The sequence below is a fragment of the Niallia sp. Kr1 genome (assembly GCF_050389805.1).
GTDB lineage: Bacteria > Bacillota > Bacilli > Bacillales > Cytobacillaceae > Bacillus_BD.
The window spans coordinates 958891-979940 of sequence record NZ_CP130945.1; the positions used below are offsets into that span (position 1 = coordinate 958891).

The following is a 21050-nucleotide window of genomic DNA, read 5'->3' on the forward strand; positions in this document are numbered from 1 at the left end:
CGGAGGAAAAGCATATGTTATATCCTATAGCTACAGATAGTCGAGTTGTCATGGATTTAAGTGGAGTTTGGAAATTTATGATTGATAAAGAGGTAGAGCCTATCGAGGTATCACAACCCCTTCCAACCAATGAAGTAATGGCTGTTCCTGCCTCATTTAATGACCAGACACCTCAGAAAGAAATTCGTGAGCATAGTGGTTATCTTTGGTATGAAAGGGAGTTTACAGTTGCGAAGGCATTACGTACTGAAAGATTAGTATTGCGCTTCGGATCTGCTACACATGAAGCGTGGGTATACTTAAACGGAAAGGAAATCTCTCATCATAAAGGAGGATTTACCCCGTTTGAAGTAGAAATCAATGACTTTTTAGTAGATGGAGCTAATCGTCTAACGGTTCGTTTGAGCAATCTATTAGATTATACAACTCTACCAGTTGGGAACTATAGTGAAAAGAAAGATGAAAACGGCCGCATCATTCGTAAAGTGGACGAAAACTTTGATTTCTTTAACTATGCTGGCTTGCATCGTCCGGTCAAAATTTATTCTACGCCACGTGATTACATTGAAGATATTGCCATTGTACCTGAAGTAGATTTATCATCAAAAAAAGCAGATGTACAAATTTCTGTAAAAACAGCAGGAACTTTCGATGAAGTTCGAGTAACGATTTTTGACGAAGAAGGCAAGCAAGTGGCTCAAAATACAGGTAATGATGTAAATGTTTCAATTGAAAATGTTCATTTATGGCAGCCATTAAATGCTTATCTTTATAAAGCAAAAGTGGAAGGCGTTAAGGGTGGAGAAGCGGTTGATGTTTATGAAGAGTCATTTGGTGTTCGAAAGGTTGAAGTAAAGAGCGGTAAGTTCTTAATCAACGGCGAACCATTCTATTTCAAAGGCTTTGGGAAACATGAGGATACCTATGTAAACGGTCGTGGTTTAAACGAAGCCTACAATGTGCTTGATATTAAATTAATGAAACAAATGGGTGCAAACTCCTTCCGTACTTCTCACTATCCATATTCTGAGGAAATGATGCGTCTATGTGACCGTGAAGGGATTGTAGTTATTGACGAAACACCAGCAGTTGGATTAATGTTATCCTTCACATTTGACGTATCGCTTTTAGAAAAAGGCGGAGAATTTGAAGATGATACTTGGAAAGAATTGCAAACAGCTGAGGCTCACGAGCAGGTAATTCGTGAATTAATCGATCGTGATAAGAACCATGCCTGTGTCGTTATGTGGTCGATTGCTAACGAAGCAGCGAATTATTCAAAAGGCTCCTATGAGTATTTTGAGCCGTTATTTAATCTAGCACGCGAATTGGATCCGCAAAAACGTCCATGTACCTATATTGGCATCATGATGGCTACTCCAAAGGCTGACAAATGTAGTGACTTGGTAGATGTCATTGCTCTAAATCGTTATTATGGCTGGTATGTACAACACGGTGATTTAAAAACGGCAGAGGAAAAGACTCGTCAAGAACTTCTTGAATGGCAGGAAAAATATCCAGAAAAACCAATTATGTATACAGAATATGGTGCTGATACGGTAGCTGGATTCCATAGTGCATATGGCGAACCATTCTCTGAAGAATATCAAGAAGATTACTATCGCATGAATAGTAAGGTATTTGATGAAATTCCTAACTTTGTTGGCGAACAATTATGGAACTTTGCCGATTTCCAAACAAAATTTGGAATCATGCGAGTTCAAGGGAATAAAAAAGGTATTTTCACTAGATCACGTGAACCCAAAATGGTTGTACGCTATTTAAGTGAACGTTGGAATAGCATTCCAAATCTTGGATATAAAAAGTAATTTTCTCCATTATCAAATTATGAAAAGGTGCAGATATGTTATTTCGCATATCTGCATCCTTTTTTGACATTTCTATGGGGAGTAATCTTTGATTTTTCATATCTTTTAAGTGGCTCATGTTTGATTGAATAAATTATGGAGAAATTTAAGAAAAATTTTTAATAAGGATGGCGGCTGTCATGAAAAAAGTGGTAACAATGGGTGAAATTATGCTTCGATTATCAACACCCGGCTATCAAAAGGTACAACAAGCACAATCTTTGGAGGTCCATTATGGTGGCGGGGAAGCGAATGTAGCAATCGGATTATCCCAATTAGGATTACACAGTTCTTTTGTTAGTAAATTACCAAATAATGATCTTGGCTATAGTGCCAATCAGTTTTTAAACCGTTTTGGAGTGGAAACAGATCAGATGATTTTCGGCGGTGATCGGATTGGAATATATTTTTTAGAAAAAGGCTTTTCTATCAGATCTTCCAAAATTATTTATGATCGCAGCGGATCAGCCTTTGCGAGGTCGAAAGTAACCGAGTATGATTTTTCGAAACTTTTTGCAGATGCTGAGTGGTTCCATATTAGTGGGATTACACCAGCTTTAAATGAGGAAGTTTTTCAATTAACAAAACTTGCACTCGCTTCAGCAAAGCAACAAGGATTAACGACTAGCTTCGATCTGAATTATCGAAGTTCTTTATGGTCATTTGCAGATGCCAGGCGAAAACTAACCCAGTTAATGAAAGATGTGGATGTCTGTATTGGAGTGGAACCACTTCAATTATTAGACGAAGAGGGAAGAGAAATTAAAGATAATTTACCTGAGAATCCAGGTCCTGATGATTATAAAGAAATTATGAAACTCATGCATGAACGATTTGGTTTTAAATACATCGCTATGACCTATCGAAACCAATTATCCGTTAATCATCATCGATTAAAAGCTCTTTTATCTGACGGGAGAGACTTTTATCATTCATCTGAAATCGATGTTGAAATTGTTGACCGAGTTGGAACAGGGGATGCTTTTACAACTGGGTTGATATTCTCCTTAATCAATCAGTATCAACCGCAGGCAGCCGTTGATTTTGCTACTGCTTGTTTTGCTCTCAAGCACACGGTTGAAGGGGATGTAAGTGTCTTTAGTTATTCGGATGTCGAACAGTTTGTACAATACAAAAATTCGTTTTCTATTAAGCGATAAGTAAATTTGTATCAAAAAAGCAGAGAGGAGATGCTCCTCGCTGCTTCTGTTTATACATTAAGCTTGATAATGTCCTCCTGTGCTTGCACAGTACCCTCCCTTGTCGGGATAACATCTAAATACTGATTTGTATTTGTAATGACAACGGGTGTTTTAACATCATAGCCTGCTGCTTTAATGTTTTCTATATCAAATTCAATCAGTAAGTCACCCTTTTTGACAGTATCCCACTGTTTCACATGGGAAGTGAAAAATTGTCCTTTTAACTGAACGGTATTAACCCCGATAAAAATTAAAATTTCAGCTCCATCGTCTGATGTAATACCTATGGCGTGATTTGAAGCAAATAATGATGTAACCATTCCATCGACTGGTGAAACTACTTTACCTGTTGTTGGTTCAATTGCAATTCCTTTTCCGATTGTTCCGGATGAAAAAAGTGGATCGTCAATAGCGCTTAATGAGATGATTTTTCCATTTAAAGGGCTTGAAATGGTTTCTTTTGTTACAGGACCTAATCCAAATTCTTTTACTGTTTTAGCGGGTTTTACAACATTTTTGCCTTCATATCCAAATAAAAGAACGAGAATCATTGTTAATATTAAAGCAACCAAGGTACCAATGATAAATTGACTCATTGGTGTAAATACTGGAATTGATAATAAACTTGGCAGAGCAAAGCCTGTTCCCTTTACCCCGAGTGTCCCAATAATTCCTCCCCCAACAGCTCCAGCAATTGCAACATAAAGCATGGTGCGTTTGTAAGGCACGAGAATACCATATGTGATGATTTCGGTTGTACCCGCTAAAGCACTAGGGAGTAAACCTGAACCAGCTAATGTTCTTAAATCCTTATCTTTTGTTTTAAAGAAGACGCCAAGACCCAAACCGATTTGAGCAAATGGAGCTGCAGCTGCCATTGGAATAATCGGATCAAATCCCGTTGCAGCTAAATTAGCAATCGATATAGGAATAACAGCCCAGTGAAGACCTAAAATAGTTAGAAATGACCAACCAGCCCCCAACACAGCTCCTGTTAGAAGTCCACTTTTGGAACTTAAAAATTGGATAGCCATTGATAAAGCTTCCCCTACATATGTACCAAAAGGACCAAAGATAAGAATCGTTAATGGTACGATCACAAGTAATGAAATCATAGGATTAATAAACATTTGTAAATCTTTATAAATCACTTTTTTCAAAAATCGGTCTAATAAAGTATAGATAGAAACCGCTATTAGGATCGGAAATACAGTTGATGAATAATTAGCTAGAATTACCGGAATTCCTAAGAAAGAAACGTCTTGTGCACCTTGGGTCAATAAGTTTGTATAATTCGGTTCTAATAGGGATGCCCCGATTGCACCGCCAACATATCCGTTTGCCCCTAATTTTATAGCCATTGTGATTCCAAGAAACACTGGGAAAAAGTAGAATATGGCATGTCCAGCTGCTGATAAAATTGCGTAGGTTCCACTTTCAGGAGAGATCCATCCCAAAGTTTTTAATAAGGATAGCAAAGCCGTAATCAAGGCGGAACCTGCAAGAACCCCCAGAATAGGAGCGAAACTTCCACTAATCGTTTGTAAAATCTTATTCATTATCGTCTCTTTTTTTTCTGTAGCGTTATTGTTTGAGTTATTATCCATTGCCATTCTGTTTCCTCTCGTTAAAGTTTTCTTTAGAACGATTGATGCCGCAAAACGAAAAAAAAGCTTTTAAATTATTTTTATTATTTCTATTACGAACAGAATCATTCACTTGAATAGTATACTAGTATACTAAAGAAAATGTCCAGAATAGATATGAAAGTGATAACTATATATTTTTAAACTGGAAATGTTAGTAATGAATGGTTTAGATGAGTGAACACAAACTATATAAAAATGCAATAAAAAAATGTGATTCTAGAAATAAAAACGAAAAATTTGTTAACGGTTTCAATTTCTTGTTGTTTTTTTCCTTGGGGCATGCTAGTATACAAGTATACTAAAACACAAGGGGGTAACAAAAACTTATATAACCATTTGCAAAGGGGTATCCGATTAGTCATTCTATTTTTTATCTTCATATATAAGCAAATGTATTAAATAAGTTTACCAACATTAGTATTTATATTTATCGATTCTAAATCGATCTAGCTCTATTCGTGATATAAAGGAAAATCTATAATTGAGGTGAAACAATCATGAGAAAGTTTGGTTTTAGAGACAAATTAGGTTATTTATTCGGTGATTTTGGAAACGATTTCTTCTTTATGCTTGTACTGGCATTTCTAATGGTATTTTATACAGATGTTCTTCATTTGAATCCCGCTGCAGTTGGAGGATTGTTTGTAATTGCACGTTTATGGGATGCGTTTGCCGATATGGCATGGGGTCGTTTTATTGATACTAGAAAAACAGGTAAAAACGGGAAATTTAGACCATGGATTTTGCGAATGTCGTTCCCACTTGTTATCGTTGGAGTTTTAATGTTTGTTTATATTCCAGGACAGTCTGAAGGTTTTTATTTAGCTTATGCTTACGTTACTTATATTGTTTGGGGAACGTTGTATAGCACGGTTAACATCCCTTATGGATCAATGGCATCTGTTATGACAGCCGATCCTGTAGAGCGTACAGCTTTATCTTCTTGGAGAACAGTCGGATCACAATTGGCAGGATTAATTATTAATGTTGTCGGTCCAATCATTCTATTTGTAGACAACAAAGCAGTTCCAAGCCGCTTTTTCATGGCAGCGCTTATTTTTGGGATTTTAGCAATCGCTTGTTATATTGCTTGTTATCGTTTGACTACTGAACGTATTGTGGTTGATGAAACCGCTAAACCGAAAGCTCAAAAAGGAGCAACTATTAAAGGTTTAGTAAAAAACAAACCATTAATTTGGTTCCTGTCTGGTTCGTTAATTTTCATGGTTAACCTTATGTTAATTGGTGCAGTAAACGTTTACTTGTTTAAAGATTATTTTGGAACAGCTACAGCTTTGAGTCTGGTTGGTTTAATCCAATCTGGAGCGGTATTTATTATGGCACCATTCATTCAAAAGTTAGTTAAAAAATTCGGTAAAAAAGAAGTGGTATCTGTAAGCGTATTAGTAGCAGGACTTGTGTATTTAGCTTTATATCTGCTTCCAGACTTAAACGCAACACAATTTATTTCTCTTTTAGCTATTGCAATGCTTGGTTATGGTACATTTAACCTTGTGATCTGGGCGTTTGTTACCGATATCATTGATTATCACGAATATTTAACAGGTTTACGCGAAGATGGAACCATTTATGCGATTTATTCAATGGCACGTAAAATTGGACAAGCGGTTGCAGGTGGAGTTGGTGCTGCTGCAATTGCTGCTGTTGGTTACAATTCAACACTTGAAGTACAAACAGCTGAAACACTTAGCGGAATTCATATGGTTGGTACTCTAATTCCAGCATTAATCTTTTTAGCTGTATTTATCATCATTACCTTCTTGTATCCTTTAAACAAAAAACGTACAGAAAAACTTGCTGCTGATTTAGCGGAAAAAAGAAAAGGAAGCGGAAGTGCAGCTTAAGTTTATTTAATCCAATGATTGAAGATAGTTAAGTTGAATTAACTATCTTCTTTTTTTATATTGTATGAAACGATTTTACCATGCTATGATGAAATAAAGATTGGTAAGTAAATAGGGAGTGTACGAGGATGATTACAGTAACAACAAGGCTTCCTGGGGAAAATAATAAAGATTATGCTTATCGAATGATTAAATCTTCCATTATGTCTTTGGAATTAGAGCCTGGACAGTCTATAAGTGAGATCGAATTGGCGGAGGCATTAAGTTTATCTCGAACTCCAATTCGTGAGGTATTAGCTAAATTACGTGAGGAGCATTTAGTTGAAGTCATTCCTCAAGTAGGAACTTATATATCGAAAATTGATCCCCAACTGATTAGAGAAGCTACATTTATGCGATATACACTAGAAAAAGAAGTATTAAAGCAAGCTTGTGACTCCTTTTCTAAAATCGATATTTATGATTTAAAGAAAAATATGTTCCTTCAGGAAGAACTAATAGGGCAAAAAGGAAAAGAAAGAGAGTTCCATACGCTTGATAAGGAATTCCACTTCATTATTTTTACGGGCAGTGAGAAAGAACATGTATGGGAAGCCATTACGCGTATTAGTACCCATTATAATCGTATGAGACTCCTTTCAGAATTTGAAAACCATTATGATGAGGCAATTAAGCAACATGAAAGAATTGTTGAAATGATTGAACAAAAAGATTGTGAACATGTAGAAGAAATTGTAAGACAACATATTATCGAACCGATTAAATTATGGGACAAATTTGTTCAAGACAACAGTCCTTACCTTCACTACTTTAAAAACGCAGAACAAAAGCCAGTATTCTTTTAGGATACTGGCTTTCTTTTTTATATTTAGCGTTGTTAACTTTAGTTTAGGCTTTTTGTTTCAATCATTTTGCTTTCTCCACCTGGTTTCCTCTGACATATGAAATCTGCATTGTCTAGTATGTCTCGCTTCACCTGCAGGAATTTTCGTGCTTCTATTGTTCATTAGTGGTACAAAATCAATGGGATCCTTTAACACAGCTTTGTTTTTTAAATGTAACATTTTCTTCATAAATTTTGGTTTTTTTCACTTGAAATAGCAAATTTTGTATGCTAGTATACAAGTATACAAGAAAGTGTTTTCATAAATTGAATTAAATCTTACAAGTTAGCGATAAGTGGAGTATATTTAATCAATTTTAATCCAACTTAATAGCATAAGGACTGAATTGCATTGATGCTTACCAATTGCTCGATGGAATCTCTATTCGCTAATAAATTTAATGAAACAGGTGATGTATAATGTTGCAGAAATTTGAAGTGTTAAATGAAATACATAAAGGGTATTTAGTTGCGGTAATCCGAGGAAAAAACAAAGAAGATGCAGTTGAAATATCTAAACAAGCTTTCCAAGGTGGAATTCGTTCATTGGAAATAACCTTTTCAACTCCTGGAGCAGAAGAGGCGATTGCTGAATTAGTAAGCTTAGGAGATCCAAACATGATTGTCGGTGCTGGAACTGTATTAGATGCAGAAACAGCGAGAATTGCGATTATGAAAGGCGCTCGTTATATTGTAAGCCCGCACTTTAGTAGTGAAATTGCTACTGTATGTAACCGATATGCGATTCCATATCTTCCTGGATGCGGTTCAGTTACTGAAATCATGCAGGCATTAGAATCCGGTGTGGATGTTGTTAAACTATTCCCTGGAAGCTTAATGGGTCCAGGATTTATCAAAGATGTAAAAGGTCCAATTCCGCATGTTGAAGTTATGCCTTCTGGTGGAGTAAGTATTGACAATATTGATAAATGGGTAAATAACGGAGCATTTGCTGTTGGCATTGGAAGTGCCCTAACAAAAGGCGTTACTGATGGTGACTATAGCTCAGTTCAACAAGTTGCTAGAACATTTGCAGACAAATTAGCTTCTATTAAACAAAGTGTGTAAGAAAATGGTGTACATGCAATAACTAGTAGCTCCTAATAAACAATTAGAATTACGTACCAAAAAGTGTAATAGGAGGGAAAAGCATTTGAGTACATTTATTCATGATGATTTTATGTTAAATAATCAAACAGCGGTTGATTTGTATCATAACTATGCAGAAAAAATGCCTATCTATGATTATCACTGCCATCTATCACCAAAAGACATTGCCGAGAATCGAAAATTTAACAATATTACAGAACTATGGCTTGAAGGTGACCATTATAAATGGAGAGCCATGAGAGCTCATGGGATTGACGAAAAATATATTACTGGTGATGCAGAGCCTAAGGATAAATTTAAAGCATGGGCCCAAACCGTTCCATATACACTTGGAAATGCATTGTATCATTGGACTCATATTGAGTTAAAAAAATATTTTGGTATTGAAGAACTCCTAAATGAAGAGAGCTGTGAAAGAATCTGGAACCGTTGTAATGAATTGTTACAACAGGATGATTATTCCGTTCGCGAAATCATTAAGCGTTCCAATGTAAAAGTCATTGGAACAACCGATGACCCAACAGACGACCTTCAATATCATGAACAAATTGCTCAATTAGCGGATTTTCCAGTAAAGGTGCTTCCGTCATTTCGACCTGATAAAGGGCTAGAGATTAATAAGGATACATTTATTCCTTTTGTAGAATCTCTTGAAAAAGTAGTAAATAAATCATTAACAAGCTATGCAAACTATATTGGAGCCCTATTAGATAGAGTTCAATATTTCCATGATAAAGGCTGTAGAATTTCTGACCATGGCTTATCTGAAATTCCATTCGCTACCTTTGAAGAAAACGAATTAGATCGAATTTTCCAAGCTGGGCGTAATGGAGATCATGTAAGTGTAGAAGATGAAAATAAGTTCAAAACAGCAATTTTGATTTCTCTTGCAAAAGCATACAAAGAAAAAGATTGGGCGATGCAAATCCATTTTGGTGCCATTCGAAATAATAATTCGAAAATGTTCCAAAAATTAGGACCAGATGCAGGCTTTGATTCAATTAGCGATCAAGGTGAAGTAGCGAAACCATTAAATGCTCTTTTAAATGCTTTTGAAACGAGAGATTCATTACCAAGAACCATCGTTTACAATTTAAACCCTGTCTACAATGAATTAATTGGTACTACGATTCAGAATTTCCAAACAAATGAAGATGGAATCGCAGGTAAAATTCAATTTGGTTCTGGCTGGTGGTTTAATGATACGAAGCCAGGCATGATCCGTCAATTAACGGCTCTAGCTGATCAAGGCTTATTAATGCACTTTGTTGGGATGCTGACTGATTCACGCAGCTTTATCTCATACAGCAGACATGAATACTTCCGTCGAATTCTATGTAACTTAGTTGGGACATGGGTAGAAGATGGAGAAATTCCAAATGATCAAGCATTACTAAAAAAATTAGTTGAAAATATTTGTTTTAACAATGCTAAAAATTACTTCGCAATCGAAGTTGAATGAGAAAAGGGAGGAAAATGAATTATGGAAATGAGTTTTCGTTGGTATGGAAAGACAGATTCGATTCCATTGGAATATATCCGTCAAATTCCAGGAATGAGAGGAATTGTAACAGCTATTTATGATATCCCAGTTGGCGAGGCTTGGCCAATGGATAAAATTGAAGAATTAAAGAAAACGGTTGAGGATGCTGGTTTACACATTTCAGTAATTGAAAGTGTTCCCGTTCATGAAGACATCAAAATCGGGTTACCAACTCGTGATAAATATATTGAAAACTATAAAACAACTTTACGTAATCTTGGTAAAGCAGGCATTCCTGTTGTATGTTATAACTTTATGCCAATCTTTGACTGGACACGTACGGACTTAGATTACCGTCTTCCAGATGGCTCTACTGCTCTTATTTTCGAAGAAGAAGTAGCGAAGAAAATGGATCCACTAACTGGTGAACTTTCACTTCCAGGTTGGGACTCAAGCTATAAAAAAGAAGACTTACAAAAATTATTTGACCACTACAAAAATGTAGATCATGAAAAGCTTTGGGAAAACCTAGAATATTTCATTAAAGAAATCATTCCAGTTGCAGAAGAAGCTGGAATTAAGATGGCCATCCACCCGGATGATCCTCCATATGATATTTTTGGATTACCACGTATCATTACGAACAAGGAAAACTTAGAAAGATTCATTAACCTTTATGATAGCCCTAATAACGGCTTAACAATGTGTAGTGGATCTCTTGGATCAGATCCTAAAAATGATTTCCCTGAAATGCTTCGCTATTTCGGTAAGAAAGATCGCGTAAATTTCGTACATGCTCGTAACGTTAAACTAACTGGCGGATTATCATTTGAAGAAAGTGCACATCCATCTGAGTATGGTTCAATCGATATGTATGAAGTGATTAAATCAATGGCAGATTTCAACTATACAGGTCCAATTCGTCCTGACCACGGAAGAATGATCTGGGGCGAAACTGGTAAACCTGGTTACGGATTATATGACCGTGCATTAGGTGCAACTTACCTTTATGGTTTATGGGAAGCAGAACAAAAAAATAGAAAATAATCTACTATTTTAAATAATTCCTTAAGGGAGGATAACATTCATGGCAGTTCCATTTAAAGTTGATTTAACAAATAAAGTAGCAGTAGTAACAGGCGGAGGCGGAGTATTAGGTTCTTATTTCGCAAAAGCTTTAGCTGAATGCGGAGCAAAAGTAGCAATCATGGATCTTCATCAAGAGCCTGCAGATAAAGTAGCAGCTGAAATTAACGAAGCTGGCGGAAAAGCAATTGGTGTTGCTGCAAACGTATTAGATAAAGAAGCATTAGAAAAAGCTCGTGAAATCATTGTAAATGAACTTGGAACAGTTGATATCCTGTTAAACGGTGCAGGCGGAAATAACCCTAAAGGTTCAACAGATGATGAATTCTATAATGAAGAAGCAGTTAAAAACAATCCAGAACTAAAAACTTTCTTTGATCTAGATCCAAAAGGTGTTGGATTCGTATTTGACTTAAACTTCTTAGGAACATTACTTCCATCACAAGTATTTGCAAAAGACATGATCGGTAAAAAAGGTGCAAACATTATTAACGTTTCTTCTATGAACGCTTATACACCATTAACAAAGATTCCTGCTTACAGTGGAGCAAAAGCAGCTATCAGTAACTTCACACAATGGTGTGCTACTTACTTTGCAAAAACTGGCATTCGTGTAAATGCGATTGCACCAGGTTTCTTAGTAACAAAACAAAATGAAAAATTATTATTCAATGATGATGGAACTCCAACTGCTCGTACAGGTAAAATCCTAAACAGCACGCCAATGGAAAGATTTGGTGAGCCAGAAGAATTAATCGGTGGAATTCTTTACCTAGCTAGTGAAGAAGCAGCAAGCTTTGTAACAGGCGTTGTTCTTCCAATCGATGGTGGATTCTCTTCTTACACAGGAGTTTAATTCGATCTTTATAATGACTGAAAGGTTGCCAATCCAAACTCATTGGGTTGGCAGCCTCATCATTATGTTCAAATGTACATAATTCTTGGCATCGTCTAGTACCTATATTTGAAAGATAGTAGGACAGGGAAAAACAAAACCAATGATAAAGGGGTTTCATAAATGAAAGATAAAATTGAAGAATTTCAGAAAACCAAAGACTTTTTAGTATGTGTAGATTCAGATGGTTGTGCAATGGATACGATGGATGTAAAACATGAAGAGGCATTCGGTCCAGAGGCAGTCAATACATGGGATCTTCACCATATCAAAGATCGCTTTTTAAAGGTATGGAATGATATCAATCTTTATACGAAAACAAGAGGAATTAACCGCTTCAAAGGAGTCGTTACAACATTTGCTGCACTTGAAGCAGAAGGTATTGAAATGCCTGATATCTCATCTTTTAAAAAATGGACAGAAACTACAAATGAACTTTCTAATCCATCTCTTGAAAGAGCAATCGCGGAAACAAATGATGAGCAATTAAAGAAAGCGCTTGATTGGAGTCATGCTGTTAACCGTACGATTGAAGAAAAATTGGCTGGGAACGATAAGCCGGTTGAAGGAGCTAAAGAGGGTCTAGAGGCTGCTAATAATGTTGCCAATGTAGCAATTGTATCATCTGCAAACGGTGCAGCCGTACTTGATGAATGGACAAGACATGATCTTGCTGTGCATGTTGACGTGATGCTCGGTCAAGAAGCTGGTACAAAAGCATACTGTATTCAGGAAATGAAAAAATTTGGATTTGACGATACACATGTCTTAATGGTAGGCGACGCTCCGGGAGATTTAGATGCTGCTCATAAGAACGGGGTACTATATTATCCAATTCTTGTTGGAAAAGAAAAATTCTCTTGGGATCGCTTTAGAGAAGAAGCTTTAGGGAAATTCATTGACGGTAGCTTCGCAGGTGAATACCAGCAAAAATTAATTAATGAATTTAATGACAACTTGAAATAAAACGTTAAGAGAAGGAGGAATTCATTTTGATTCAAAAAATTGCCAAAAATATTCCAATGCCAAAAGTGGATTTAAAAGCAAAACCTTATAATCTTTCAGATGAAGATATTAAATGGGTAAAAGATACAATTGCTGGCATGTCTGATGAAGAAAAAATTGGTCAGTTATTTATTAACTTATTTTTCTTTGGCGAAGACAAGTTTAGTGGAAATAATTTCACGAACAAAGAACTACTTGAAAAATATCACATTGGTGGTGCACGTTATCAAGGTGGTACATCAGAACAGGTTCAAGATTTAATAAACAGCCTGCAAAAGGATACAAAAATTCCTCTACTAGTTGCTGCAAACTGTGATGCAGGTGGTAACGGTGCAATGAACGATGGTACGTATGTAGCAGCGGCTGCAATGTGCGAAGCTTCAGGAGATGAACAAGTGTCATTTGATGCTGGATATGTTAGTGGTCGTGAAGAGCATGCAATTGGCGTTAACTGGAACTTTGATCCATGTGTGGATATCTTGAAGAACTGGAGAAACACAATTGTTAACACGCGTGCTTATGGTACAAATGCTGATACGGTTATCAAACATACAAACTCTTACATTAAAGGATTAACAGAAAGTAATATCGGTGTTTGTATTAAGCACTGGCCTGGTGATGGAACAGAAGAACGCGACCAGCACTTAGTCATGGGTGTTAATGAGTTATCCGTTGAGGAATGGGAAGAGTCTTTTGGTAAAGTATACCGCAATCATATCGAAAACGGTGTTCACTCTATTATGGCTGGACATATTGCATTGCCAGAATACCAAAAAGCATTAGTTCCTGAATTAGAAGATAAGGATATCCTTCCAGCTACTTTAGCTCCAGAACTTCTTAATGGATTATTAAAAGGAAAATTCGGCTTCAACGGTTTAATTCTTACTGATGCATCTCATATGTTAGGGATGACTGCATCGATGAAACGTGAAGAGTATGTTCCACAAGCTATTGCGGCTGGTTGCGATATGTTCCTATTCTTTAACAACATCGATGAAGATTACAATTTTATGCTAAATGGCTATAAAAATGGAATCATTACAGAAGAACGACTTCAAGATGCTTTAGAAAGAATTTTAGGATTCAAAGCGACTCTAGGCTTGCATAAAGCACAAGAGGATGGATCTATCCTACGTACTAGAGAAGACTTACAAGTAGTGGGTTGTGATGACCATATTGAACGCGCTAAACAAGCAGCAGATAAAGGAATCACACTTGTTAAAAACACATTAGACCAACTGCCAATTCGTCCAGAAACACATAAGCGCATTCGTTTATACTTCTTGGAAGGCGAAGTAGGCGGAATTTATGAGGCTAACGATAAAACGTTAAACTTCATCGTGAAAGAGCTAGAACGCAGAGGGTTTGAAGTAACCGTTAATGATGGTAACACACGTGTTAAAGGTCCTACTTTAAAATATCGTGAAGAAGTTGATGCAGCTCTTGTATTCGCAGATATTGTCGGCTATGGTGCTGAAAATAATTATCGCATTAGATGGAAAACGGCGATGTCAAATGAAGTGCCTTGGTATGTACATGAAGTTCCAACCGTATTTGTATCATTAAACTTCACTACACATCTAACAGATGTACCAATGGTAAAAACATACATCAATGCTTACAAAGATTCTGAAATTACCATTAAAGCTGTGATCGATAAAATCATGGGCGAATCAGACTTCAAAGGAACACCAAATGAAAATGTTTGGTGTGGAAAATGGGATACAAGATTATAGTTCTGATTTAAAAAAACGAAGACTGTTTTTAACAGCCTTCGTTTTTTATTATTCTATTGAATCTATAATTATGTAAAAGGTTTGAGGATGTGTTTTATTTTTAATTTGATTTTTTAAACGGGCCCCGTTTCAACTTTAGGTAGACATTGAGTACATAATTGATAATAATTGCAAAAAAATAGCAACCTTTTAGATAAATAACGGAATGAAAATATGTCCAAATTAAATATGAGTCACAAATGATTTTTGCATATAACGGAACGTATGTCCTAATTGTTACACATTTACGTTAACCGGTATAGCTCCTTCCATTTTAAGTGAATAATACTTTAATACCTGTCAATATAATTCCGATCACAAACCCGCAAAGCACCCAATTAATACGAATCCATTGAAGATCTTTTCCAACATGACTCTCAATCATATCAACGAGTGTGGCGTTATCTAGTTTATTTAAGTTTTCTTCAACAAGATTGCCAATTTTTGAATGGTTTTCTTCTATTATTAGAATGATTTGTTTTTGAATCCATTGGTCAATTTCAGGACTTTTATCAGAAAGCTGATCTAGGAAGCTTTCTAAAATGGGAAAGATGTATATGTCTACAAACTGAGGCTTAGTAAGCATTACGAGTAAGCTTTGCCCTATTTCCTCCACTTTTTCCGCGATACATTTTAGTTAATAATAATAAAATCATAAGAATGTAATCTTTTCAAATATGGACAAAATAAAAAGAAAAAACAAACTTTACATAGGGTAGGGGGGTATGCTATTATGAATGTAAGGAGGGGATGTCATATGGATCCCGAATTAGAGAACGAGATGATTTTAGAAGACAATTGCTGTACCAGTCATCATGGGCGAATGAGTCATCACTCTGAAAAAACGAAGAAAAATCTTGTGACCCGATTGAACAGAATTGAGGGCCAAATTCGGGGCATAAAACGTTTAATCGAAACAGATACCTATTGCGATGATGTGATTACACAAATTTCGGCATCTCAAGCTGCTCTTAATGGAGTCGCTAAAATCCTTCTTGAAGCACATATGAAAGAATGTGTTGTAAATCGTATCCAGGAAGGCGATATGGAAGTCTTAGACGAAGTTCTGATTACGATACAAAAACTAATGAAGAAATAAGGAGATGTTTCTTAATGGAAAAAATTACGCTTAATGTAGAAGGTATGTCTTGTGGACATTGCGTGAAAGCTGTAGAAACAAGTGTTGGAGCGTTAAATGGTGTATCTACTGTTAAAGTGGATCTTGAAAATAAAAAGGTAGACGTTGAATTCAAGGGTTCCGAGGTATCAGTAGACAAAATTAAAGAAACGATCGATGACCAAGGTTATGAAGTAAAGTAATGGAGATGAGCTGTGCTACTCTTTAGCACGCTCTCTCTTTTTAAATAAAATATACCCTATATGGGTATGGTGTGAGGTGACAAAGATTTATGAGTGAGAAAGTGGTTGAAAGTCAATTTCAAATAACCGGGATGACCTGTGCTGCGTGTTCTAATCGGGTCGAAAAAGGCCTTAAAAAAATGGAAGGGGTTAAGGATGCTAACGTGAATCTGGCCTTAGAAAAGGCAATGGTCCAGTATGACCCTGCTGTCATGAAGCCATCGGATATCACTCAAAAGGTAAGAGACCTTGGTTATGATGTTATTACAGATAAAAAGGAATTAGTAATAACGGGTATGACCTGTGCAGCTTGTTCCACCAGAATTGAAAAAGGTCTGAATAAAATGGAAGGAGTTGTGCAAGCAAACGTTAACTTAGCGCTTGAAAAGGCAGCTGTTGAATATAATCCATCTGCTATTTCTGCAAAGGATTTAATCCAAAAGGTTGAGGCTTTAGGCTATGGTGCGATGGTCAAAACAGAGGAGAATGAGAAAGAAGCAGTTGATTATCGTGAGAATGAAATAAAGAAACAGCAGAGAAAGTTCATAATCTCAGCGATCTTATCATTTCCGCTACTGTGGACAATGGTTGCGCACTTCAGTTTTACATCCTTCATTTGGGTGCCCGATGCATTTATGAATCCTTGGGTACAAATGGCTTTAGCTACCCCAGTTCAATTTATCATAGGAAAAAAGTTCTATGTTGGAGCATACAAAGCACTGAAAAATGAAAGTGCGAATATGGATGTCCTTGTCGTTCTCGGTACATCGGCTGCATACTTTTATAGTGTTTATTTAGCTATTGCCTCGATTGGAAGCCATGGTCATACAGTGGGTTTATATTTTGAAACAAGTTCTATCCTCATCACATTAATTATTCTTGGTAAATTATTTGAAGCTAAGGCGAAAGGTCGATCATCTGAAGCCATTAAGAAATTAATGGGATTGCAAGCAAAAACAGCAACCGTTATTCGTAATGGGAAAGAAACAATGATTCCATTAGAAGATGTTGTTACTGGTGATATTTTACTTGTTAAACCTGGTGAGAAAGTTCCCGTTGACGGAGAAGTCCTAGAAGGTACATCTGCTCTTGATGAATCAATGATCACAGGTGAAAGTGTACCGGTCGACAAATCTGTTGGTGACCAAGTAATTGGGGCAACGATTAATAAAAATGGTTTTCTCAAAATTAAAGCAATAAAAGTTGGGCGAGATACAGCTCTATCACAAATTATTAAAATTGTAGAAGAGGCTCAAGGTTCTAAAGCGCCGATTCAACGATTGGCAGATAAAATTTCAGGGATCTTTGTTCCGATTGTCGTTGGTATTGCCCTTCTTACGTTTGTAATTTGGTATTTCTGGGGAGATCCAGGAAACTTTGCACAAGCGTTGGAAAATCTAATTGCCGTACTCGTGATCGCTTGTCCATGTGCACTAGGTTTAGCGACGCCAACTTCAATTATGGCGGGATCTGGACGCTCTGCAGAATATGGAATTCTTTTTAAAGGCGGAGAGCATCTTGAAATGACTCATAAGGTAAATACGGTGATTCTTGACAAAACAGGGACGATCACAAATGGTACTCCTGTGTTAACGGATGTAGTTACAAATGAGGATGAAACTGAATTCTTATCACTTGTCGGTTCCGCTGAAAAGCAATCTGAACATCCACTTGCCCAAGCGATTGTCGAAGGAATTAAAGAGAAATCCATCCCATTTAAAGATGTTACAGAATTTGAGAATATTCCTGGTTATGGAATTAAGGCAATTGTTGATGGTTCAGAGGTTCTCATTGGTACTCGTCGTCTGATGAATAAATACAATGTTGAGATTGACCATGTAATGGAAGAGATGGAGGACCTTGAAAAACAAGGGAAAACAGCGATGTTAACAGCAATAAATGGAACTTACGCAGGTCTTGTTGCAGTTGCAGATACCATTAAAGAAACATCACAAGCAGCGATCAAGCGTATGAAAGAAATGGGTCTTGAGGTCATCATGATTACCGGTGACAATAAACAAACGGCTGAAGCAATTGCAAAAGAAGCAGGAGTTGATCAAGTGATTGCGGAGGTACTGCCTGAGGGAAAAGCAGAGGAAGTTAAGCAGCTTCAAGCCCAAGGCAAAAAGGTAGCAATGGTCGGTGATGGAATTAATGATGCACCAGCTCTTGCCATGGCTGATATCGGAATGGCAATCGGAACGGGTACAGATGTAGCCATGGAAGCAGCTGATATTACATTGATTCGCGGAGATTTAAATAGTATACCGGATTCCATTTTTATGAGCCATAAAACGATGCAAAACATAAAGCAAAATCTCTTCTGGGCACTAGCTTATAATTCAGTAGGTATTCCGATTGCAGCGATTGGATTCCTAGCCCCATGGCTAGCAGGGGCAGCGATGGCATTCAGCTCTGTATCTGTTGTCCTTAATGCTCTGCGTTTACAAAGAGTCAAATTATAAGATTGAGTGGGAGGTACTACCATTGGTAGTACTTTTTTTGTTAAAAAAAAGAGAAATGTTCAATTCTAATGGAATTCGGTTCAATACCGTTCTGAAATTGGTTCAATTCCATTCGATTTTGGTTGTATTCCAACTGATCTTGGTTCTATTCTCCGCCCAAGCCTAGCAAAAATTTGAATACAAAATGTTTTTTATCAATAGTTCTAATTTCATAGGTAAAATTGACTATTAAAATACGAAATTTTTTGATAATATTATAGTAGAGGAACAAGAAATTGTGCTAGAGAGGACTGCGAGAGATATGAATAGGAAAAAAGGGATTAAACTCCGATTTGCTATTGGCTTACTTGTGATCTTATCGGTCTTTAGCACTACGATGGTGAATTGGTATTCATCTAGTTTTGCATTAAGACGTAATTTAACAGAAACCTATCTTGAAAATAATAATCAATATGCACAAAAGGTTGCCTCAAGTGCACATGGATTATTTCTCAGTATGCAGCAAAATATGAACTCTCTAGCCAATATCATTGGACGTAGGGGGATCACCCAAGAGGAACTAGAAGATTGGCAAAAGACATATAACAATTACTTTAACTCAGTTTTTACAACGGATGCTAACGGAGTTATACAATATATGTACCCTTTCGATGGAAATGGAAATGTAAAACCTGGAACAAAAATAAGCTCAGATTTAATGAAACAAACATTACAGAATAAAAAGCCTTTTATTTCGGAGCCTTATATAGCCCAAAGCGGTAATTTAGTAATCCTTGTGTCTTCTCCGATATTTGATGAGGATGGAAATTATCGTGGTGTTGTAGACGGTACGATTTATTTAAAAAGTGATCATGCACTTAGGAAAATTCTCTATGAACATGATTTTGTGGATGGATCATCCGTTTTTGTAGTAGATCGTTCAGGAACGATTATTTATCACCCAGACGAAAAACGTATTAATGAATCGATTGAGGATCATCCGCTCGTCCAAGATCTCATAAAAGGGAAAAGTGGATCGAGCCAAATTATTAATCGAATGGGGATAGAGTATTTTTCTGGTTATGCTTATGTCGATTATACAGGCTGGGGAATTATTGTTCAGACGCCTACCTATATCATGAAGGAACCTTTTCGTGAGCTAACTGTGAGAGTTATTTTTCAAGCATTGCCTTTATTGTTTATTATTTTAGGCGTGGTTGCTTTAATAGCCTATAATATTTCAAAGCCCCTCAACCAATTAGCAAGATTTTCTGAGAAAGCGATAAAGAAAGAAACTCGGGTCCATTCTTTAAAGGAGATGGAGCTGAAATCCAAAATTTATGAAATTCAACAACTATATCACCACGTATACAATTATCTTGTTTTATTAAATAAGCAAGTCCAGCGAGACGGGTTGACAAATTTAGGAAATAGACGATCCTTTGATCTTATTATTAAGGATTGGTTTGACCATCAAATCCCATTTTCTCTCGTTTTATTAGATATTGACTATTTTAAAAAAGTAAACGATACATTTGGTCATTTAGCGGGGGATGATGTACTAAGACATCTATCCTCATTTATGCAAAATACATCAAGAGAAGAGGATTTTTGTTTCCGTTACGGTGGGGAGGAATTTGCAATTTTAACGACAGTAAAAAGTGAAGAAGATGTTTTTAAAATTGCCGAACGGATTAGAATTGGATTCGCAGAGAGTCCTAATCCAACAGGAGAAAAAATTACGATCTCATTTGGGATTTCCTCGTACCGGATAGAAGATGAGAAGCCGGAAGATGTGATAAAAAGAGCTGATATTGCTCTTTATCAATCTAAAGAAAACGGTAGAAATCAAACTACTATATATAAGGGATAGAGGTTTTCCTGTATCCCTTATCTATTTTAAATAAGCAAAAATAAGGAGAAATACTTCACATAATGGTAAGATAACCGAGAGAAAATAGACTTATGTGACTCTATAATGATCTAGAACATCAAGAGGAGGAAAAAAATGGAGATTTCTATTAGTCCAGAAGCAATTCATTGGTTTAAAGAAGAAATGAGCCTTGTTAAAGGTGATTATTTAAAGTTTTTTGCGAAAATTTATGGTTCAAGTCCTGTTCAAGATTCATACGCACTTGGCTTTGCTAAAGAGGACCCGATTGATATGATTGCGAAAACAGAAAGAGACGGTATCATCTTTTTTGTGGAATCAACTGATCTATGGTTCTTCGATGGTCATGATTTGCACGTTGACTTTAATGATCAAATAGATGAACTTGAATTCAAATACATAAAGCCTTGATGATCGAACCTTGTAAACGTAGGGGAAGAATTTTAACTGTTTACAAGGTTTTCTTTTTGAGCATACTCAAATAATGATAGAGAATCGAATCGTATTGAGCAGAAAACTATTTCTTCAAAAATAC

At 36.4% G+C, this 21050-nt stretch carries 17 protein-coding genes; 15 read left to right on the plus strand and 2 right to left on the minus strand.

Features of this window, described 5'->3' with window-relative positions:
• Window positions 1-14 precede the first annotated feature (14 nt).
• A complete protein-coding gene (gene uidA / locus Q5760_RS04690; protein WP_428911074.1) occupies window positions 15-1829 on the plus strand; it encodes a beta-glucuronidase in 1815 nt (604 codons plus the stop codon).
• Window positions 1830-2008: 179 nt separating this feature from the next.
• Complete coding sequence (locus Q5760_RS04695) at window positions 2009-3028, plus strand: PfkB family carbohydrate kinase (protein ID WP_428911075.1); 1020 nt, start codon at window positions 2009-2011, stop codon at window positions 3026-3028.
• Window positions 3029-3078: 50 nt separating this feature from the next.
• Here Q5760_RS04695 and Q5760_RS04700 read toward each other — a convergent pair whose 3' ends face one another.
• A complete protein-coding gene (locus Q5760_RS04700; protein ID WP_428911076.1) occupies window positions 3079-4683 on the minus strand; it encodes a glucose PTS transporter subunit IIA in 1605 nt (534 codons plus the stop codon).
• Window positions 4684-5216: 533 nt separating this feature from the next.
• On the opposite strand from Q5760_RS04700, the gene Q5760_RS04705 reads away from it, so the two are divergent.
• The 8 genes from Q5760_RS04705 (at window position 5217) to Q5760_RS04740 (ending at window position 14782) form a co-directional block, all read left to right on the plus strand.
• A complete protein-coding gene (locus Q5760_RS04705) occupies window positions 5217-6584 on the plus strand; it encodes an MFS transporter (protein WP_428911077.1) in 1368 nt (455 codons plus the stop codon).
• Between the two features lie 128 nt (window positions 6585-6712).
• On the plus strand, window positions 6713-7429 hold the full coding sequence (locus Q5760_RS04710) for a GntR family transcriptional regulator (RefSeq protein WP_428911078.1): 717 nt from the start codon (window positions 6713-6715) through the stop codon (window positions 7427-7429).
• A 461-nt stretch (window positions 7430-7890) separates the two neighbouring features.
• Entirely contained in the window at window positions 7891-8535 is a 645-nt protein-coding gene (locus Q5760_RS04715) for a bifunctional 2-keto-4-hydroxyglutarate aldolase/2-keto-3-deoxy-6-phosphogluconate aldolase (protein ID WP_428911079.1), read from the plus strand.
• A gap of 85 nt (window positions 8536-8620) precedes the next feature.
• Window positions 8621-10039, plus strand: coding sequence for a glucuronate isomerase (gene uxaC / locus Q5760_RS04720; RefSeq protein ID WP_428911080.1), 1419 nt, complete (start codon window positions 8621-8623; stop codon window positions 10037-10039).
• A 21-nt stretch (window positions 10040-10060) separates the two neighbouring features.
• A complete protein-coding gene (gene uxuA, locus Q5760_RS04725; protein ID WP_428911081.1) occupies window positions 10061-11107 on the plus strand; it encodes a mannonate dehydratase in 1047 nt (348 codons plus the stop codon).
• 40 nt (window positions 11108-11147) lie between these two features.
• Complete coding sequence (locus tag Q5760_RS04730) at window positions 11148-12002, plus strand: SDR family oxidoreductase (RefSeq protein WP_428911082.1); 855 nt, start codon at window positions 11148-11150, stop codon at window positions 12000-12002.
• Between the two features lie 162 nt (window positions 12003-12164).
• The gene (locus Q5760_RS04735) at window positions 12165-13007 is read left to right on the plus strand and encodes an HAD family hydrolase (protein WP_428911083.1); all 843 of its coding nucleotides are present in this window, start codon (window positions 12165-12167) and stop codon (window positions 13005-13007) included.
• 26 nt (window positions 13008-13033) lie between these two features.
• Window positions 13034-14782, plus strand: a complete 1749-nt coding sequence (locus tag Q5760_RS04740) for a glycoside hydrolase family 3 protein (protein WP_428911084.1) — start codon at window positions 13034-13036, stop codon at window positions 14780-14782.
• 313 nt (window positions 14783-15095) lie between these two features.
• Here the strand turns inward: Q5760_RS04740 and Q5760_RS04745 are convergent, their stop codons facing one another.
• Window positions 15096-15437, minus strand: coding sequence for a DUF445 family protein (locus Q5760_RS04745; protein ID WP_428911085.1), 342 nt, complete (start codon window positions 15435-15437; stop codon window positions 15096-15098).
• 141 nt (window positions 15438-15578) lie between these two features.
• Between Q5760_RS04745 and Q5760_RS04750 the strand changes: the two genes are divergently transcribed.
• The 5 genes from Q5760_RS04750 to Q5760_RS04770 all read left to right on the plus strand — a co-directional run bounded on the left by Q5760_RS04750 (window position 15579) and on the right by Q5760_RS04770 (window position 20926).
• Window positions 15579-15920, plus strand: a complete 342-nt coding sequence (locus Q5760_RS04750) for a metal-sensitive transcriptional regulator (RefSeq protein WP_428911086.1) — start codon at window positions 15579-15581, stop codon at window positions 15918-15920.
• 14 nt (window positions 15921-15934) lie between these two features.
• Window positions 15935-16141, plus strand: coding sequence for a copper chaperone CopZ (gene copZ / locus Q5760_RS04755; protein ID WP_428911087.1), 207 nt, complete (start codon window positions 15935-15937; stop codon window positions 16139-16141).
• 89 nt (window positions 16142-16230) lie between these two features.
• Complete coding sequence (locus Q5760_RS04760; RefSeq protein WP_428911088.1) at window positions 16231-18645, plus strand: heavy metal translocating P-type ATPase; 2415 nt, start codon at window positions 16231-16233, stop codon at window positions 18643-18645.
• A gap of 301 nt (window positions 18646-18946) precedes the next feature.
• Window positions 18947-20497, plus strand: coding sequence for a sensor domain-containing diguanylate cyclase (locus tag Q5760_RS04765; protein ID WP_428911089.1), 1551 nt, complete (start codon window positions 18947-18949; stop codon window positions 20495-20497).
• Between the two features lie 135 nt (window positions 20498-20632).
• Window positions 20633-20926, plus strand: a complete 294-nt coding sequence (locus Q5760_RS04770) for a HesB/YadR/YfhF family protein (RefSeq protein ID WP_428911090.1) — start codon at window positions 20633-20635, stop codon at window positions 20924-20926.
• Window positions 20927-21050 lie beyond the last annotated feature (124 nt).

Bases quoted from the DNA above. Each gene is read 5' to 3' on its own strand.
- Q5760_RS04770 (WP_428911090.1), top strand. From the start codon at position 20,633: ATGGAGATTTCTATTAGTCCAGAAGCAATTCATTGGTTTAAAGAAGAA.
- copZ (WP_428911087.1), top strand. From the start codon at position 15,935: ATGGAAAAAATTACGCTTAATGTAGAAGGTATGTCTTGTGGACATTGC.
- Q5760_RS04735 (WP_428911083.1), top strand. From the start codon at position 12,165: ATGAAAGATAAAATTGAAGAATTTCAGAAAACCAAAGACTTTTTAGTA.
- Q5760_RS04695 (WP_428911075.1), top strand. From the start codon at position 2,009: ATGAAAAAAGTGGTAACAATGGGTGAAATTATGCTTCGATTATCAACA.
- Q5760_RS04700 (WP_428911076.1), bottom strand. From the start codon at position 4,683: ATGGCAATGGATAATAACTCAAACAATAACGCTACAGAAAAAAAAGAG.
- Q5760_RS04705 (WP_428911077.1), top strand. From the start codon at position 5,217: ATGAGAAAGTTTGGTTTTAGAGACAAATTAGGTTATTTATTCGGTGAT.
- Q5760_RS04710 (WP_428911078.1), top strand. From the start codon at position 6,713: ATGATTACAGTAACAACAAGGCTTCCTGGGGAAAATAATAAAGATTAT.
- Q5760_RS04765 (WP_428911089.1), top strand. From the start codon at position 18,947: ATGAATAGGAAAAAAGGGATTAAACTCCGATTTGCTATTGGCTTACTT.
- uidA (WP_428911074.1), top strand. From the start codon at position 15: ATGTTATATCCTATAGCTACAGATAGTCGAGTTGTCATGGATTTAAGT.
- Q5760_RS04760 (WP_428911088.1), top strand. From the start codon at position 16,231: ATGAGTGAGAAAGTGGTTGAAAGTCAATTTCAAATAACCGGGATGACC.
- Q5760_RS04730 (WP_428911082.1), top strand. From the start codon at position 11,148: ATGGCAGTTCCATTTAAAGTTGATTTAACAAATAAAGTAGCAGTAGTA.
- Q5760_RS04750 (WP_428911086.1), top strand. From the start codon at position 15,579: ATGGATCCCGAATTAGAGAACGAGATGATTTTAGAAGACAATTGCTGT.
- uxuA (WP_428911081.1), top strand. From the start codon at position 10,061: ATGGAAATGAGTTTTCGTTGGTATGGAAAGACAGATTCGATTCCATTG.